Origin of the sequence: Abyssibacter sp. (assembly GCF_964229365.1) — a bacterium.
In the GTDB taxonomy this organism is placed as follows: Bacteria; Pseudomonadota; Gammaproteobacteria; order Nevskiales; family OUC007; genus Abyssibacter.
The window spans coordinates 95845-112752 of sequence record NZ_CAXRDQ010000050.1; the positions used below are offsets into that span (position 1 = coordinate 95845).

8 protein-coding genes are annotated in these 16908 nt (G+C 63.1%); 4 read left to right on the forward strand and 4 right to left on the reverse strand.

Annotation, left to right across the window (positions count from 1 at the left end; translation table 11 throughout):
* Positions 1–126: 126 nt before the first annotated feature.
* Positions 127–2631 carry a serine/threonine-protein kinase gene (locus tag ACE1EY_RS08660; RefSeq protein ID WP_291514151.1) on the reverse strand — a complete coding sequence of 835 codons (2505 nt, stop codon included), beginning with the start codon at positions 2629–2631 and terminating at the stop codon, positions 127–129.
* 155 nt (positions 2632–2786) lie between these two features.
* Entirely contained in the window at positions 2787–3317 is a 531-nt protein-coding gene (locus tag ACE1EY_RS08665) for an ECF-type sigma factor (RefSeq protein WP_291514150.1), read from the reverse strand.
* A gap of 170 nt (positions 3318–3487) precedes the next feature.
* Between ACE1EY_RS08665 and ACE1EY_RS08670 the strand changes: the two genes are divergently transcribed.
* From ACE1EY_RS08670 to ACE1EY_RS08680, 3 genes are all read left to right on the forward strand, one after another.
* Positions 3488–6526, forward strand: a complete 3039-nt coding sequence (locus ACE1EY_RS08670) for a hypothetical protein (protein ID WP_291514149.1) — start codon at positions 3488–3490, stop codon at positions 6524–6526.
* Positions 6523–9891, forward strand: a complete 3369-nt coding sequence (locus ACE1EY_RS08675; RefSeq protein ID WP_370299958.1) for a carboxypeptidase regulatory-like domain-containing protein — start codon at positions 6523–6525, stop codon at positions 9889–9891. Before ACE1EY_RS08670 ends, ACE1EY_RS08675 begins: the two co-directional genes overlap by 4 nt.
* 677 nt (positions 9892–10568) lie before the next feature.
* Positions 10569–12749 carry a malate synthase G gene (locus tag ACE1EY_RS08680; RefSeq protein ID WP_370299959.1) on the forward strand — a complete coding sequence of 727 codons (2181 nt, stop codon included), beginning with the start codon at positions 10569–10571 and terminating at the stop codon, positions 12747–12749.
* A gap of 65 nt (positions 12750–12814) precedes the next feature.
* On the opposite strand, the gene ACE1EY_RS08685 is transcribed toward ACE1EY_RS08680, so the two are convergent.
* Positions 12815–13240 carry a response regulator gene (locus ACE1EY_RS08685; RefSeq protein WP_370299960.1) on the reverse strand — a complete coding sequence of 142 codons (426 nt, stop codon included), beginning with the start codon at positions 13238–13240 and terminating at the stop codon, positions 12815–12817.
* Positions 13237–15120: an ATP-binding protein gene (locus tag ACE1EY_RS08690; protein ID WP_291515244.1), complete on the reverse strand. Its 1884-nt coding sequence runs from the start codon at positions 15118–15120 to the stop codon at positions 13237–13239. The genes ACE1EY_RS08685 and ACE1EY_RS08690 overlap by 4 nt, the downstream gene beginning before the upstream one ends.
* Positions 15121–15497: 377 nt before the next feature.
* Between ACE1EY_RS08690 and ACE1EY_RS08695 the strand changes: the two genes are divergently transcribed.
* Positions 15498–16908: S8 family serine peptidase (locus tag ACE1EY_RS08695; protein WP_370299961.1), on the forward strand; the 1411-nt coding region annotated here is incomplete at its 3' end.

The following is a 16908-nucleotide window of genomic DNA, read 5'->3' on the forward strand; positions in this document are numbered from 1 at the left end:
AAAAAACCCCGGAGACGATACGCCTCCGGGGTTTTATTTTGTGTGACCGCAGTCCCGAACCATTTGGCGGGTCTGTGGGCACGGGCATCTCGTCCGGCAGGTTCGTGAGTGCACCGGGTCCGGCCATCAACTCCCTCCTCTACCACCACTCATAACCGAGCGTTCGCCCGGCCCCATGAGCGCCTCGCGCAACGCGGCGTTACGCCGCCGTAGCGAAGTGATGGGCGCTTCGACGCTCGCGTGCAGCGCCTCCGCCCGGTCCAGATCAGCCAGAGCGACATCCAACTGCCCTGTCACGCCGCGCACCTTGGCGCGCAGGTAGTACGACCAGCCGAGCATGATGGCGTCGTCCGGCGAATGGGTCGTGACCCGGTCCATCGCCGCCTGCGCCGCTACCAGGGCCTCACCTGTACGCTCTAGCGCGAGCAAAGCCTCGGCGCGGGTAAATGCAGCGACGTAGCCCACGACGACCTGATACAGGTCGCGGTCGATCAGGATCTCGTCCACCTCATCTAGCAGCGGCAACGCCTCCGCAGCGCGGCCAGCCTTGATCAGCACGTCGGCCAGAAACCGTTGGCTAACGGCCAGATCGTGTGTCCGGCCACTGGTGACTTTCTCGATCTCTATCGACTCGCGAAAAGCTGCCGCCGCCTTGTCGAACTGTTTCTGGCGGTAGTACAGGCTGCCCAGATTGTTGATGGTGGCGGACATCGATTGCGGATCGCCTGGTTCGGCACGCCGGTATATGTCGACGGCGTGAAGGTTGGCCTCGATCGCGCCATCGACATCGTCCAAGCGCTGCCGATGGGTGGCCAACTCGCCGTAGAGAAACGCCAGGTTGATCCCGCCTTGTGGGCGGCTTGCCTGTTCGACCGGGATGAACGTCTCAATGGCGTCAATCGCGCTCCGGTGAGCGGCCTCATCAGCGACGACGTGACCTAACGCACTCATCACACGGACCAGCCCAAGGCTGTCAGCGCGGTCATCCCGCCGGTAGGCTGCTGCGGCACGGCGCAACAGCGTTTCCGCGCGCTCGCTGTCGTCCATGTACCAGTATCCCTGACCCAGCAGTTCAAGCGCGTAGGCATCAACCCGGCCTTGTGCCTCGGTGAACTCCACGACGGGCGCCAGCGCGGCAACGACCCGGCTGGGGTCGGTCTGGAACAACAGCATCTCGCCCAGCGCGCTCAAGCTTGCGATAGAACTGGACGCGTCGTCGGCCAACGCCCCGACTGCGCGTTCGATCTCCGAGTCCAGATGCGCGCGCAACACGGCTGCGCTGTCGTCGTCTTCCAGCGCGCGCCCCAGAATGCGGATCATTGCTGTCCGCAGTGCATTTTGCAGGTCGGCCTGTTCCTGCTGGAGTTGGCTGGCGACCCTCAGATCACGCAGTGCGGCTTTGGTTTGCCCGGCAAAGTAAACGCTGGCCCCCAGGCCGGTCGCCAGCGCCACGACTAGCGCGACGACAGATGCCACTGGCACCGCGTGGCGCCGCAAGAAGCGGCTGGCGAGATAACTGCGGCCGCCTTCCCTCGCCTTGACTGGTCGCCGCATGAGGTAGGCGTCGATGTCGTCCGACAACGCCTGCGGAGTGGCGTAGCGAGCCTGCGCATCGCGTCGCATCGTACGTTGCAGAATAGCGTCCAGATCACCGGTCAGCTCGGCTGCAGTGGCGGGCGTTGATTCGGCGCGAAGAGCGATGGCGGATGCCAGTGGCGCTTCGCCGGTACGTACTTGGTCGATGATTTCGGCCATCGAGCCAGTCGGGTCGACCGGAGTCCTGCCGGTCAGCATCTGAAACAGCACCACTCCAAGCGAGTACACATCCGTAGCGGTGGTGACGGCTGCACTGGAAAGCTGCTCGGGCGAGGCATAGGCCGGGGTCAAGGCGCTTTGTGTCATCGTCGAGTGGTCAAGCGACGGGTCAACCAGCTTGGCGATGCCGAAATCCAGCAGCTTGACCTCGCCCTGATGTGAGACGAACACATTGCCGGGTTTGATGTCGCGATGAATAACCAGCCGACTGTGCGCATGCGCCACCGCCGCACACACCTGCTGGAACAAGCGTAAGCGGGCGTCCGTGGTCAAGCGGTGGCTGGCGCAGTAGCCGGTGATCGGCTCGCCGTCCACGTACTCCATCACCATGTAAGGTCGACCATCGGCGGTTTCACCACCGTCCAGAATGCGGGCGATACCGGGATGCTCCAGTGCGGCGAGCAGGCGCCGCTCGGCATGAAACCGCACCCGCGCAGCCGCTGAGGCTAGCGTGACAACCTTGAGCGCGACGCGCTGTTCGTATGCCCCATCGGCTCGCTCAGCGAGGTAGACCTCGCCCATACCGCCACGGCCGATCAGTGCCTTGATCTGCCAGGGTCCGGTACGGCTGCCGTTCGCCAACGGTTCGGCCGGAACGCTGGTGTCAGCCCCGCCCGTGGCAAAACGGCTGTCGGCGAGTTCGACATTCTCAGCTTCTTTCAGAAGTGCCAGCACTTCATCGGCGAGTGCCGCATCCCCGGCGGCACGACCGTGAACCCACGCCGCTCGGTCGGCGGTCGGCATGGCATATGCGCCGTCAAAGAGATCAGAAACGCGTTGCCAGCGCCACGCCATATTGTCGTCTTGTCGGTTCACGCCGTCTGCTCCGCGACTGTTCTGTGTTTCCCTAAAGATGATAAGCCCGCAAAACAGCGGCGGATTCGGACATCCCGTCCGCAAGTCGTCACCGGTGTACCGTTCGGGCGCTCCCCGCGCCGGCACGGTCCGTCTGGCTGCTTATTGGCGGCGAATCAGCTAATCGCGCCGCCTCCCAAATGTCGCCGCAACCATGCCCGAGCTTTGACCCAATCGCGGCGCACGGTTTTCTCGGTCACGCCCAGCAGCGCGGCCGTCTCGTCGTTGCTATAGCCGGCAAAGTATCGGCACTCGACCACCGCCGCCAGGCGTTGATCCAGTTCGCGCAAGCTCGCCAGCGCGCCGTCCAGCGCCAGCAACTCGGCATCGGAATCGGAATCGTTGTAGCTCGGCTCGGTGACGGCCTCCAATGGAAGCGGCTTGGACTTGCCCCCGCGTTTCTGTGCGTGGCGTCGACGAGCTTCATCCACCAGTACTTCGCGCACGGTGTTGGCTGCTGCGGCCATGAAGGCAGCCTCCGATGGCCAGTCCTGTGATCGCGCCAGACGCAGATACGAGCTGTTAACCAGCGCCGTGGTTTGCGGGTCATCCAGACCCGGCCAGCGGCGGCGTTCCCGGCGAGCGGAGACCTTGAGGCGGCTGTAGCACAACTCGATGAGTTGATCGACGGAGACGGTCACAGGCATCCCAAACGGCATTGCAGACGCAGCAGATTCTACAGAGTGGCGGTTGCCGATTAACTAAACCGGGCGACCGGTCACATCGCGGCTTGCGCCGAAAAATGTCCGGGCTTTCGTCAGCCTTACGCATAGACCCGATGAGCTCAGCGCAATGAGCGAACATCGGGAGTTTGGGCGTGGATACAAATTGGGCACGGTGGGTAGTGGCGGGCTGGGCGAGCAGCGCCTTATTTTTGGTGGCGTGTTCCGACAGCGTCGTGTCGCTGGAGGTCGACGGGCCCGATGCCCCGGTGACGGTGCGTAGCAGCGTATTCGCCGAGGCATTGGCCCAGCCACTGGGCGAGCCGGTGCAGTGCAATCTGAGCCTGTCGACAAACCGGGCGATGCCGGGCGCGCCGGTGCAGATTCTCGGCGTACCAGACACCTTCGGCCCCGCCGCGATCCGCGTGATTGCCCAGACGCCGGATGGCTCGTTGGTCGACCCACTTTTTGTCGCTGTTGGCGCCGCGCCCGACAGCCTGCAATTCGTGACCCCAATCCACCCCAGTCAAGATGCCGATGGTGGATTCGTAGCGCTGGAGCTGGGTGACGGCGCTCAACATTGCCCTCCCCTGGATTTCGAGGTGCTGCCCTTGCCCGACGCGCCGGCGGATTACGCCGAATCCGTCCGCCTGCAGCTCGAGGCCCTGGTGGACGACGTGATTCGTTCAACGGGGCTGGACCCCGATGAACTGCTAGGCGCCGAGCCGCAGGACGTCCTGCCGGGAAACAGCGCGTTCTGGCTGGCCAAGCAGTTCACCAGCGCGGACCGCGAGGATTCACTGCTACGAGTCGCGGCCGGCGCCGGTGCAGATCCTGATCTGCTGCTGGAGCGCATGCTGATGGGCGCCGACCTGGAGGCTCATTTGCAGAACCTGGCGGATGCGTATCAGATGATTCCGCCGGCGCAGCGCGAACCAGCGACGAAAAAACATCGGCAGCGCCGACCGCTGGGGCGAGCCAAGCGCGGCGCTTGTACCAACTTCGAGATCGACCCGCAGAAGCTCGACATCAGCTCCCCCGAAGCATTGTCCCAGCGAATGCTGGCTGTGGCGGGCGGACAGTCCGCCCTTTCCGGGCGCCCAAATGACGGCCTGGCGCTGCTGGGTGGTTACTCGATGACGGAGCTGGGGAACTACCAAAACAACGCCACCTTCGCGAGCACCGGTCTGTTCGTACTCAAGTCCTTGCAAGAGGCCGAGCAGGCGTTACAGCCGCAGACCATCACCGACTTTGATGTACGCGCCGAGACCTTGTGGGTAGAAGATCGCCCGCAAGCGCAGCCGCTGCGCTGGGAGGGGGCCACCATTCATGCCGAAGGCCAGCGCTTCAACGTGTCCAAGGCGACCCTGGAAGGTCTGCTTGGCGGCTTAGGCCTGGTGGGTGGAGGTGCCGCTGCGTTCGGCACGGCGGCCACAGTCGCCGGTCTGGTCGATTCGCAGGGCGTCAGCGCCGCGCTGGACGAAGTGACGGGGAATTCCTGCTTTCAGATCGCGCCCCCCCGGTACGGGCCGATCATCGCCAACGACGAAGCCTGGGTGACCGCGATCATCGAGGGTGCGGCCGTCGAACGGGTGAGTCATCGCCAGTATCGCGGCGTAGACCAGGGCAGCGGCGTACTGAAAGTCACTCTGAATACCGAGAAATTTGCGGCCGATGGCTTCTTTGAGAAGCAGTTCACGGTCGTCGTCGAGCCGCTGAACCTGTCGGTGTCGCGCAGCCAGGTGTTTGTGTCAGAACCGGGCGAGATTGTGGAGTTGTCGGCGTTGGTGACAAACGCGTTCACCGAGCAGGATGATTTCACCTCCCGACTAATCGGCAGCAGCGGTGATGTTGGTGAGATCATCGCCGAGCAGCGCAGTGGCGGCCTGTATGAAATCCGCGTTCGTAGTGCCAGCGATCGAGAGAGCTACCCCACCTTTGTGGAGTTCGAGGCGCAGAACCTCACGCTGCCGCTGGGTGCCGAGAAACGACGCTTACGGGTCAAGCTCGATGTGGATGGCAGCCTGGATATCAGTCCGGACACCGCCTGCTTGCTGCCGAGTCAGCCGCTGGATGTGCGCGCAGAGATCAAGGGCTTCCTACCCGACAATCAGGATGTGAAGTGGACCACCACCGGCGGCAGCTTTACCGACCCCGAGGCGTTGGAAACCGTTTTCACCGCACCGGATGCGCTCGGTGAGGTCGTGCTCACCGTGACCTCGCTTGCGGACAGCGAAGTCGCTGACAGCGTGACCTACACGGTGTCAGAGACGTGCTTGCGCAAGGCCTGGTACCCGAGTGCATCGATCAGCGTGTCGGGCAACGGCGTGTACTCCACGAATCGTGATCCCAGCGGCAGCTCGCCGTGCCCGTTGGACAGTCACGATGATCCGCAGGTTGAGGAACTCCAGACCCCGCAATACCTGCTGGACACCCAGCCACCGGATGTGCCGGATACGGCTGATCTTTGGTTTGGCCGCAGTGATCGCTTCGCGCAAACCCTGGTGAATAACAGCAGCCATCATCAGGGCAGTACCGACACCGTGAGTTGTTCGTCGGTCACGCTGGATTCCAGCGTCGACGGCAGCGTGCTGTATGCATCCGACGCGGACGGCGCGCTGAGCATGGCGATAGCCGCACAGATGACTCAACGCTGCGAGCGTCACGATGATGACAGTGTGGTCTGTGCCGACGTGCAGAGCATCGGCAGTGCCAACGGTTACTACTACCTCAGCCTCGACAAGGAACAACGCTACCGCCTGCAAGGCAGCCTGAGTTGTACCGCGCTTGCGGGCAACATCACGCTGTTTCCATTTGTGGGCACCGTGCAGCGCTTCGTCGACGGGCAAGATCCCTACCAGCCCGAGCCGCCGGTGACGGGTGTCCGTGATGCGCAGGGTGATTACCGCTCGCCGCAACTGTTCAGTGTGAGCTGCAGCGACCCCAACGAACTGACGTTCATCGATCAGGAATTCATCTTGGACGCACCGCAGGCCGGCGACACCGATCTGGTCGTGATCTCGATTTTGGGTTTGGTGCAGGCGGGCACCGATGCCATCGCCAAGGAAGGGTTCGGGCCGCCGGACTTCAGCATGCCCACGTTTCCGCCGCAGCCGCCGCCTGAGCCCACCGTCGGGACCCATAGCGGTGCTGTCGATATCGAATTCGAGATCGATCTGGAGGAGCTGCCATGAGCGCTTTTTGCAATAGAAATAACCGGATGCGAACGCCGTTCCTGCTAGCTGCGATCGGGCTCGCAGCCGTCCTGACGGCGTGTGGCGATCACGCTAACCGCACCGCGGACGCTGGCGCCGAAATGCTGCCCACGACCCTGTCCGGCACCGTGCGCCTGAATAGCGGTATGGCGCTGTCTGGTGCGGCGCTCACGCTGCTGGACAGCACTGGTCGCAGTGTGGCGACCGCCACGAGCGACACAGATGGTCGCTACCGCTTCGACGTGGACGGCGAACGCTTCCGCATACGGGCAGACTATGGATTTTCCGGCGGAGCCCACGTTAGCGCCAGCGTAGTGGCCAACTTGCGCGGGCCGCTGCCCGCTTCGGTGCGCGAGATCGTGCTGCCGGATCTGCGAGATCAGGATCTACTGCTGATAGACGCTGCAGCCAGTGGCGGTGGCATATCGATCTCCGGTCTGCCGCCCCAGGTGACCGGCCTGTGGGCGAGCAGCCACGAATTCGGCGATGAGGCCACGCTACCGGGTGAACCGGAAACGGCCGATGACGGATTCGTGCCTCTGGGGCACTTCTGGTTCGCGGCCACCGATGCCGCGGCGGCGCCGGTGACGCTGTTCAATCCCGCGCTCCAGGTCGTGGTGCCATTGAGCGAGGACGCGCTGGCGCTGGTCGATGACATCAATCCGGGCAACGATCAGATCGACGTGGCGATCGTGTCGTATAACGACGCAATGGGTCGCTGGCAGGCCGAGAGCAGCGGTGAGCTGGTCGATGCAGACGGCGCCGTCATCACCGAGGCGGAGATCGAATCCATCAATAGCGGGCATTTCGCTGGTGAGGTTCGGCTGCAGTTCGCGGCATCGCATTTCTCCGCCTATGCCGCTGCCTTGTTTTTCCGCAACGGAGAACCGGACTGGAACGATGCCAACGCCGCGCCTGAGATCAAGACCTTGCGCCCGGTCGTGCCGTTCAACGTGGGCAATACCTATGAGGATTTCTGGTTGGGTCGCGCCGTGGGCAGCAGCGAGACCCCGCTGTCCGGTGATCCGGCCGACGATGGGCTGTTGACCTGCGGCAGCGAAACCTGGGTGCAGGCCTCCTACAAGGTGGACCCGAATCGCGGCAGCGCACGCCCGGCGTATCTGCAGGTGTTTCAACTCAGTGGCAGTCTCGCGGACGCCGACGGCAACGACGTGGGAACGGATGTCAGGTATACGGAGAGCCATTGGGTAGGCCGTAACCTGCGTGTCGATGGATGGGACGGCCAGGGCATCATCCAGAGCGCGTTCGTGCGAATCGGCGGCGGCAATGACGTCGGACTGGGCACCAACGGCGGTGCGCTCAACCACCGCAATGGCTATCTGCGTCTGCAATTGACGCAGGCCCCGATCAGCGAAGATAACCCGCGATTCGATACGGTCTTCGAACTGGGAGAAACCGAGGACTACCTGAATAGCTGCTTGTTCGAACTGGGCGTCTCGGTCAGTGGCGAAGCCGGCGATCAGGTCAGCGCAAAGTCGCAGACCTGCGTCGATGGTGATGACTGCCAGATTGCCGTGCTGGAGAACGAGACCGTCACGCTTAATGCCACCCGCGATGGTGCACCCACCGATGTGGATTGGAGCATCAGCGAGCGCGGCTCCAACGCGCAGGCCTGCGCCAGAGGACCGAGCTGCAGCTACCAGCGTAAGACCTCGGTCGTGAGCCTCGGCCGACAAGGCCCCCAGGTGGTCGTGAGCGCCAGCTTCGCACTTAACCCGCGTGTGAGTGTGTCAATCACCGGCCTAGGCCAGGTGCAAGACCAGGCGGACAACCTGAACTGCGATGCACGGGACGCCGCCGCCCCCCCTGTCGCAGAGGACTGCAGAGCAAAATTCCGGCCCGGCAGTACGGTCACCCTGCAGGCTACCCCCGCCGCGCAGCACCGGTTCATTGGCTGGTCTCCCCAGGCTTGTCTGGAGGGCACGCAGAGTGGCACGGCTTGCTCCTTCGTCGTGGCCGCCGATCAGCGGCTACGGCAGCACGCGCGCTTTGCGCCCTTCCCGTTGCTCAGTGTCATACCGGGTGCGGGCGGACGACTCGTCAGCACACCAGCCGGTATCGGCTGTGACGGCGACGGGGATCGTTCACAGGGGTGTATCGCCGCGTTTGCACCGGGCACCTCCATCACACTTGAAGCGATTGGCAACAGCGAGCAGAGCGCATCCACATGGACGGGCCCCTGCCTGGGCACGCAGGGCAGCATCTGCACATTCACCCTGAACGACGACACCGAAGTCGCCGTCAACTTCACTGATAGCGCCTTGCTGGAACTGGCGATCGAGGGCCAGGGCCGGGTCGAAAGCACTCCTCAGGGCATCGACTGCGACGCGAATACCGGGGCCTGTGCGCAGCGCTTTCCCCTCGGCACAAGGGTAGTTCTGAACTCATTGGCCGCTGCGGATTTCCAGTTCAAGGGCTGGGGTGGGATCTGCTCCGAATTCCTGAGCAACCCCGAGTGCGGATTCGATGTGCAGCAGGATCAGCGGATCGCCGCACGCTTTGGCGAACTGTTTGACTGGCAGGTGGAGGTCACGGGCAATGGTTCGGTGGACGGCACCGGCCGCATCGCCGGATGTACGAGTGAGACCGTCGGTAGCGAGGTCTGTACCGAACGCTACGTAGATGGTCGCAGTGTCGAGTTCTTCGCAAATGCAGCGCAAGGCAACGAGTTCATTGCTTGGGGCGGAGCCTGTGCAGCAGCCGGCGGCGCCAGTACATGCCGGGTCGATGTGGCGGCTGATGCGCGTGTCACAGCCGAGTTTCGCGCCTTGGTCGTCAACCATCGTTTGACGCTGAACTTGTCCGGGGCCCCGGGAGCCGCGGGAGACTCTGAAGAACTGCTGTTCTGCGACACCGGTACGCAGCCTTGCTCTCGCAACTACGCCCAGGGCAGCCGCATCGAGCTGTGGGCCATGGCGGATGACAGCTCGCATCGGTATCGCTGGGGCGAATCCTGTGGCGGCACGCCGGACAACAGCAATTGCGTCATCGAGAACATCACCAGCCCGTTGAACGTGTCCGTTGAGTTCTTCGCACCGGCGCCTGACGGTGACCCGACCCTGAACGTGACGTTCGCCGGCGCGGGTGGCGGCATGGTCAGCGACGATCAGTTCCGCTTGACCTGTAGCTCCGAGGACAGCAATCCCTGCTCAGCGCAGTACGGTCCGGGCACTCGGATCTCGCTTAGCGCCACGCCGCTGAGCACCGACGACGTGTTCGTCGGCTGGACCAGCCCTGCGACCTGCGCCGGCAACGCTAGCAGCACCTGCAGCCTGACTTTGGACGCCGATATCACGGCGACGGTCGAGTTCGCCAAACAGTGAGCGGGGTTGATTCGGGGCGCGTCACGTCCCCAGATGGCGCCGGAAGCATGAGTGGTTCTGCGGGCGCGGGAGTCGGTCAAAAAACGCCCGCAGGCACCGGGTGCGTCGTCACCGGCTAGCTCAGCGCATCGGCGCCGATCACCGGCGACTAAGCGCCAACCGCCCGCCAGCCGCAGATTCCGGGACCGGAACGACCAAATCGAGCCATATCACCTGGTGCTGGTCGTGCGCACCCTACCGATCGAGCCGCCTGCCGGCGTCACCGACAATGGAACGATGCCGCCGCCGTTGCTCGCAATACTGGTCGCAACTCATGATGAGCCCCCCGCAACTCCTGGTGGTCGCGAGCATGAATCGGCCCGACGATTCACCCCTGACAACCCGCGTTGCCAATGCGCGCACGTCCAGCAGGGATGCATAAACGCTTCGCGCATCGACTGACCACTGCTCGGGCACGCTCGCATCAAACGCCCGTCGTGCGCATTGCCCCAGCTTGATCCCGCCACGGCGGCGGTGGGACACTCCCCGCCCCGAATCACGGGCCGCACACCGCCCTGGCGCGCAGGTCATTCATGCTGCCGCAGCCGGCGAAGGCCTTTGAACTCGATGCTTGAACCCCGCGAGCACCAGATGGTCGCCCGCGCCCGGACACGATTAATCCATAAGGACAAGGACTGATGAGCAACTACACGCAGATTGGCGGCTTGCAGGTCGATTCCGGCCTCAAAACACTGATTGACGAACAGATCTGCCCCGGCACGGGCGTCGATGCCGATGCCTTCTGGAGCGGGCTCGAATCCATCATCAAGACCTTCGCGCCGCGCAATCGCGCACTGCTGGCCAAGCGTGAGGAATTGCAGGCAAAAATCAATGACTGGCACCTGCAGCACAAGGGCCAGCCGCACGACGCAGCCGCCTACAAGGCGTTTCTGCAGGAGATCGGCTATCTGCTTCCCGAGCCGGAGGCGTTCTCGGTCACGACACAAAACGTGGACACCGAAATCGCCGCTCAAGCCGGGCCGCAGCTGGTGGTTCCGGTCAAGAACGCCCGCTACGCACTCAACGCCGCCAATGCGCGCTGGGGCAGCCTATACGACGCCCTCTATGGCTCGGATGCCATCTCCGAAGAAGGCGGAGCCGAACGCGGCGGTGCCTATAACCCGGTGCGCGGCGACAAGGTCATCGATTACTGCCGCAAGCACCTGGATGTGGTCGCCCCGCTGCAAACCGGGAGCCATGTCGGCTCCGCCGGCTACGCGGTGGTTGATGGCGCCCTACAGGTCACGCTGGCCGATGGCGCCAGCACCGGGCTCGCCACACCGGCCGCCTTCGTCGGCTATCAGGGCGATGCGGCTGCGCCCAAAGCGGTCCTTCTGAAGAACAACGGTCTGCACGTGGAAATCCAGATCGACGCCGACAGCCCAATCGGCAAGACCGACGCCGCCGGGGTCAAGGATCTGCTGGTCGAATCCGCCGTGACAACCATCATGGATTGCGAGGACTCGGTCGCTGCTGTCGACGCCGAAGACAAGATCGAGGTGTATGGCAACTGGTTGGGCCTGATGAAGGGCGACCTGTCCACCTCCCTGGAAAAGGGCGGCAAGACCATCACCCGTGCGTTGAACACCGACCGGTTCTACACCAAACCGGACGGTGGTGAACTACGCCTGCACGGTCGCAGCCTGCTGTTCGTGCGCAATGTCGGCCACCTGATGACCAATCCGGCGATTCTTGATGCCGAAGGCCATGAGATCTTCGAAGGCATCATGGACGGCATGGTCACGTCATTGGCCGCGATGCATGACCTTAAAGGCGACAAATCGGACCCCGAACACAAGGGCAACACGCGCACGGGTTCGGTCTATATCGTCAAGCCGAAAATGCACGGCCCGGAGGAAGTGGCCTACGCCAACGAACTGTTCGCGGCCATCGAAGACGTGCTCGGACTGGATCGCAACACGCTGAAAATCGGCATCATGGACGAAGAGCGCCGGACCACGGTGAACCTCGCGGCCTGCATCGCCGAGGCGAAGGCACGCTGCGTGTTCATCAATACCGGCTTTCTCGACCGCACCGGCGACGAGATCCACACCTCCATGGAGGCCGGTCCGTTCATCGCCAAGACCAAGATGAAGGCCCAGCCGTGGATCAAGGCCTACGAAGACTGGAACGTGGATGTCGGCATCCGTTGCGGACTGTCCGGCAAGGCGCAGATCGGCAAGGGCATGTGGCCCATGCCTGACGAGATGGCGGCCATGCTCGAGCAGAAGATCGGCCATCCCAAGGCCGGTGCCACCACAGCCTGGGTGCCCTCGCCCACGGGCGCGACACTGCACAGCACCCACTACCACCACGTCGACGTGTTCGCGCGCATCGAGGAGCTGAAGGCCCGCGAACATGCCAGCCTGGATGACATCCTCACCATCCCGCTGCTGGGCGATGAGCGGCCCGACGCCCAGGCCATCCAGCACGAGCTGGATAACAACTGCCAGGGTATTCTGGGTTACGTCGTCCGCTGGATCGACGCGGGTGTGGGTTGCTCCAAAGTGCCAGATATCCACGACATCGGCCTGATGGAAGACCGTGCCACCTTGCGTATCTCGAGCCAGCACGTCGCCAACTGGTTGCACCATGGCTTGTGCACCAAGGAACAGGTCATCGAAACGCTGGAACGCATGGCGCAGGTCGTCGACCGCCAGAACAGCGGTGACCCGACCTACGCACCCATGGCGCCGGGTTTCGATGACATCGCGTTCCGCGCCGCCTCCGCGCTGATCTTCGAAGGCACGACGCAACCCAGCGGATACACCGAACCGTTGCTGCACAGCTACCGGCTGAAAAAGAAGGCGGCCGCGTAGAAGCGCCCTGTCTCATCAAAAACGCCGCTCTCGGGAGCGGCGTTTTTCTATGCGTCGTGGCCGGTTCAGTCGCTGAATCGACCCGGGAAATTCTCCTCCAGCATTGCGGCAAACGATTCGGATGTTAGCGGCTTATTCGAAAACGCCCTCACCGTCTCATGGCGCTCCGCACAGGCCGCGTCCTCGGGATTGAGCGAGGTTGTCAGCATCATGATGACCACACCGCTCTGGAACTTGGGGTCGAGTTGTTCATAGGCCTCAATAAACTCCCAACCGTTCATGATCGGCATGTTGATATCCAGGCAGATCAGCTCCGGCTGCGGATAGCGCCCGTCGACGTCAGCCGTGGTCAGGTAATCCAGCGCCTCCTGCCCGTTCAACTTTTCGGTAACGGCCTTGGCCACGCCTGCCCGCTCCAGGACGACCCGATGGAGAAAATTGTCCGCTTCGTTGTCGTCAACGAGCAGTATCTCGTTCAGCTTATCGATCACGCCCGTACCTCTTTCAGAAAAACGCAAAACCGTGCACCACCGGCATCACTGGTCTCCACCCAGATACGCCCATGATGCATGTCAACGACCTTACGACAATGTGCCAGACCAATGCCTGTGCCCTCGTACTCTGAGCGATTGTGCAGCCGCTGGAAGATCAGAAACACTTTCTCACGATGTTTTTCTGGTACGCCGATACCATTGTCCGCGACCGTGATCAGCCACCCATCGCCCTCTCGGCGCGCGGCAACCCAGACGATCGGCGGCACCTCATCGCGCCGGAACTTGATGGCGTTGGCGATGAGGTTCTGGAACAACATTCTTAGCTCAACCGCATACACGGTCAGCGTCGGCAACGACCCCACATGCACCTTGCCGGCGGCGCTGCTGATCGCATCGGCGAGATCAGCCTCGGCTCCGCGGACCAGGCTCTCGAGTTCGACGCGCTCTGGCCTGGCCTCGACACCCAGGCGGCTGAACTCGAGCAAGCCATGAATCAAGGCCTGCATGCGATAGCAGGACTCGAGGATGAACTGCAGGCTCCTGCGCCCCGTGTCATCCATGAGTTGCGCGTAGTCACGCTCGATGTTCGTCGCGAAGCTGGTCACCGTCCGAATCGGCTCCTGCAGGTCGTGCGAGGCGATGTATGAGAACTGCTTGAGCTCGCGGTTGCTGGCCTCCAGTTCCTGATTCCGCTGCCGCAGCATCTCCAACGTGTCGGCGAGCGCCTGCCCGAGCTGCTTGGCCTCACCAGACAAGCTGCTGGGCAGGACCAGTTCCGGGTTGTTCTGGTCCAGGTTCTCGACGGCGTCGGAAAGCCGGACAATCGGCCCGACCGCCAGACGCGATAGCCAGATACCGAGCACGATCGCCAGCGCAACGAGAATCAGCAGCAACAGGCCAACTTGCCGTGCCACTTGGGCAGCAACGTCCGTGGCATCGGCGATGCCATCGCTGACAAACAGGCCCAGCTGATGGCCAAGATCGTCCGGTCCGAAAGGTATCACCCGGCTGCTGAGCAGCGTTTCGCCGGTGTCGGACAACAGAGACACCGACTCCACCGACCCGTCCAGCACATGGGCAACCGTCGGAAAATCGCTGAAGACGGTATGCGTGCCGCCGGTCTCGAAGGCAAACGACAGGCTCGAATCCGGATGCCGCAGGTACTCGCCCTTGGCATTGGTCAGGTACAGCACATGCGCCCGGTTGCCGATTGTCGCGAGATATTCAAAGGTCGGTGCGATCGCGAGATTGATGACCACCATGCCGTAGAACGCACCCTCAAAGTGCACGGGTACGCTGGCACGAATGACCGGCAGCTTCGGTTTCTCGACCACGCCCAATTCCCGATTGAGATTGATATCGGACAAATAGACCTGCCCCGGTGCGCGGGCAGCCGTCTCCCTGAAGTAGTCGCGATCCGCCTTGGGCTGCAAGTTGGCCGGCTCGACAATCTGGATCGAGCTGCCGGGTCGGTCCCGGTGCACACGCACCAGCTCGCGGCCACGGTCAGCGGCGCCGATATAGCGGACCTGTAGATACGCAGACTTGCTGTGCAGTGTTTGTCGGAAGATGACATTGAGTCGGCCACGCCAGGCTTCCGTGGAAGATCCATCGACCGGATCGACACCGCCTGCCGCCGTCGCACGGGCAATTCCCTGGATTGGTGGCGTGCCGGCCAGCAACAGCACATCGCGGAGCAACTCGTCGATACGGTTGCTGAACAAGGCCGCCTGAAGCTGGGTTTCCCGTTCCAGCTCATCCATCTTGGCGTCGATGAGCTGTTCATTCAGCCGGTTGAAGATCAACCCGGCAGACGTGGCCGCTGTCAGGACCACCAGCACCGACAAGGTAAGAACGATCTTGGTGGAAAGGCTCAAGCTGGCTCCCGTGCAGGCGGACGCGCCCAGCCGGCGATGGTAACGGACTGCGGGCCATTGTGGTGCAGGCCGTGCCCAGGAGGCCGGCTCGGCTGCGACGCGGTCAGCCTCTGCCGGATCAGCGGTCGCTGGCGACCTCTGGGCGGTCCTCGATTCGCCCAGAGTATGGGATTTTACGACCAAATTCGGCACGGTTAATGCTAACGTGGCCTGTAATTCCCACGCGATACGCCAGGGCAACGCGGTGCAGTGCGCCGCCACAAGCCCGGATGTCGCAACGCGTAACCAACGGATGGTTCACGCCGGGAATGACTCCCAAGACGGATGCGCGCCAACCTGGATGAGAGCGCGCGTCGGCATTGATCCAGGAATCTGACGTGACACAAACAAGACATCTTCCTAAGCGCGGCTGGCGAACGGCTGCTGCCGGCATCGGCATGCTGCTGGGCGCGGCACTCTGCGGAAACGCTCAGGCCACCGGCTGGCTCTGGGATCAGGACGGCGACAAGATCGACGACCGGATCGAGCAGGTGGGCCTGCAAGGCATTTCGGCCGCGTTCGAGACAGGCGACTCCCTGCTCGCCCGCCAGCGCATCGCAATTCGTGATCTAAGCGCCACACCGCTGCGCTTTGGCGTGTACGTGGGCTACGAACAGCGGCCGACAGAGGCCGACCTGCAAGCCCTGCGCGACTCTGGTGTCAGCACCGCGATCATGCACCCATACCTGTACATCGACTATGTACGGATGGAGCTGACGCTAGGGGAAATCCAGACGGTCGCCACGCTGCCGAATGTGTCACGTGTCGAAGCGATTCCGATGGTCTATGCGGTGAATGACATCGCCGCCGCCACGGGCGGGGTATTCGATCGAAGCAACACCATCTTCCCGAGCGTGCACGAACACCTCGGCCTGACCGGCCAAGGCGTGGTCGTCAGCGTGCTGGACACCGGGGTCAATGACGACGCCGATGTCGCAACCGGTTTCCCCGGCCACGAATCGGTCATCGGGAAGTTCATCGCCGGCGGCGAGTTCTTCGCAGGCCAACCCGCGCTGAACACCGCCAGCGATGCCAGCACGAATCCAATTGATCGTGGCGAGGCCGCTTCGAGCAACCACGGCACCCATGTCGCAGGTACCGCCATCGGCATCGGCCGACCCGATGGCCTGTTTCAGGGCATGGCGCCAGGCGCGACGCTGATCGATCAGAAAGTGTTGTCCGACGCCGGCCTCGGCTTCGGTTCGGCCGACGGCGTGGAATGGGCGGTCATCAACAAGGAGCAGTACAACATCCGCGTGCTGAACCTCAGCCTGGGCGGGTTGGATGCCTCCGACGGTACCGATGCCGGTTCGCAGATGATGAATGCGGCCTTCGATGCCGGCCTGCTGCCGGTGATCGCAATGGGCAATGATGGCGAAACGAATTACGTCTCCTCGCCCGCCGCCGCGACCAAGGCATTGGCCATCGGTTCCTACAACGACCAGAACACCATCGCGCGCGCCGATGACCTGATCTCGGACTTCTCCAACGAAGGCCCGCGTGCCGATGACGGCACGGGTGACCCGGTCGGCCAGATGAAGCCGCTGGTGGCGGCCCCGGGGTCGGGCATTCTGTCAGCCGATGGCAGCCTCACCACGGACGGCCTGCAATACAAGTCCCTGGGCGGCACATCCATGGCCACGCCCGGTGTGGCCGGCATCATCGCGCTGATGCTGGAGGCCAACCCCTCGCTCACGCCCACCGAGGTGGTCGAAATCCTCAAACACACCAGCGACCATATCGACGATT

Bases quoted from the DNA above. Each gene is read 5' to 3' on its own strand.
- ACE1EY_RS08675 (WP_370299958.1), top strand. From the start codon at position 6,523: ATGAGCGCTTTTTGCAATAGAAATAACCGGATGCGAACGCCGTTCCTG.
- ACE1EY_RS08665 (WP_291514150.1), bottom strand. From the start codon at position 3,317: ATGCCTGTGACCGTCTCCGTCGATCAACTCATCGAGTTGTGCTACAGC.
- ACE1EY_RS08680 (WP_370299959.1), top strand. From the start codon at position 10,569: ATGAGCAACTACACGCAGATTGGCGGCTTGCAGGTCGATTCCGGCCTC.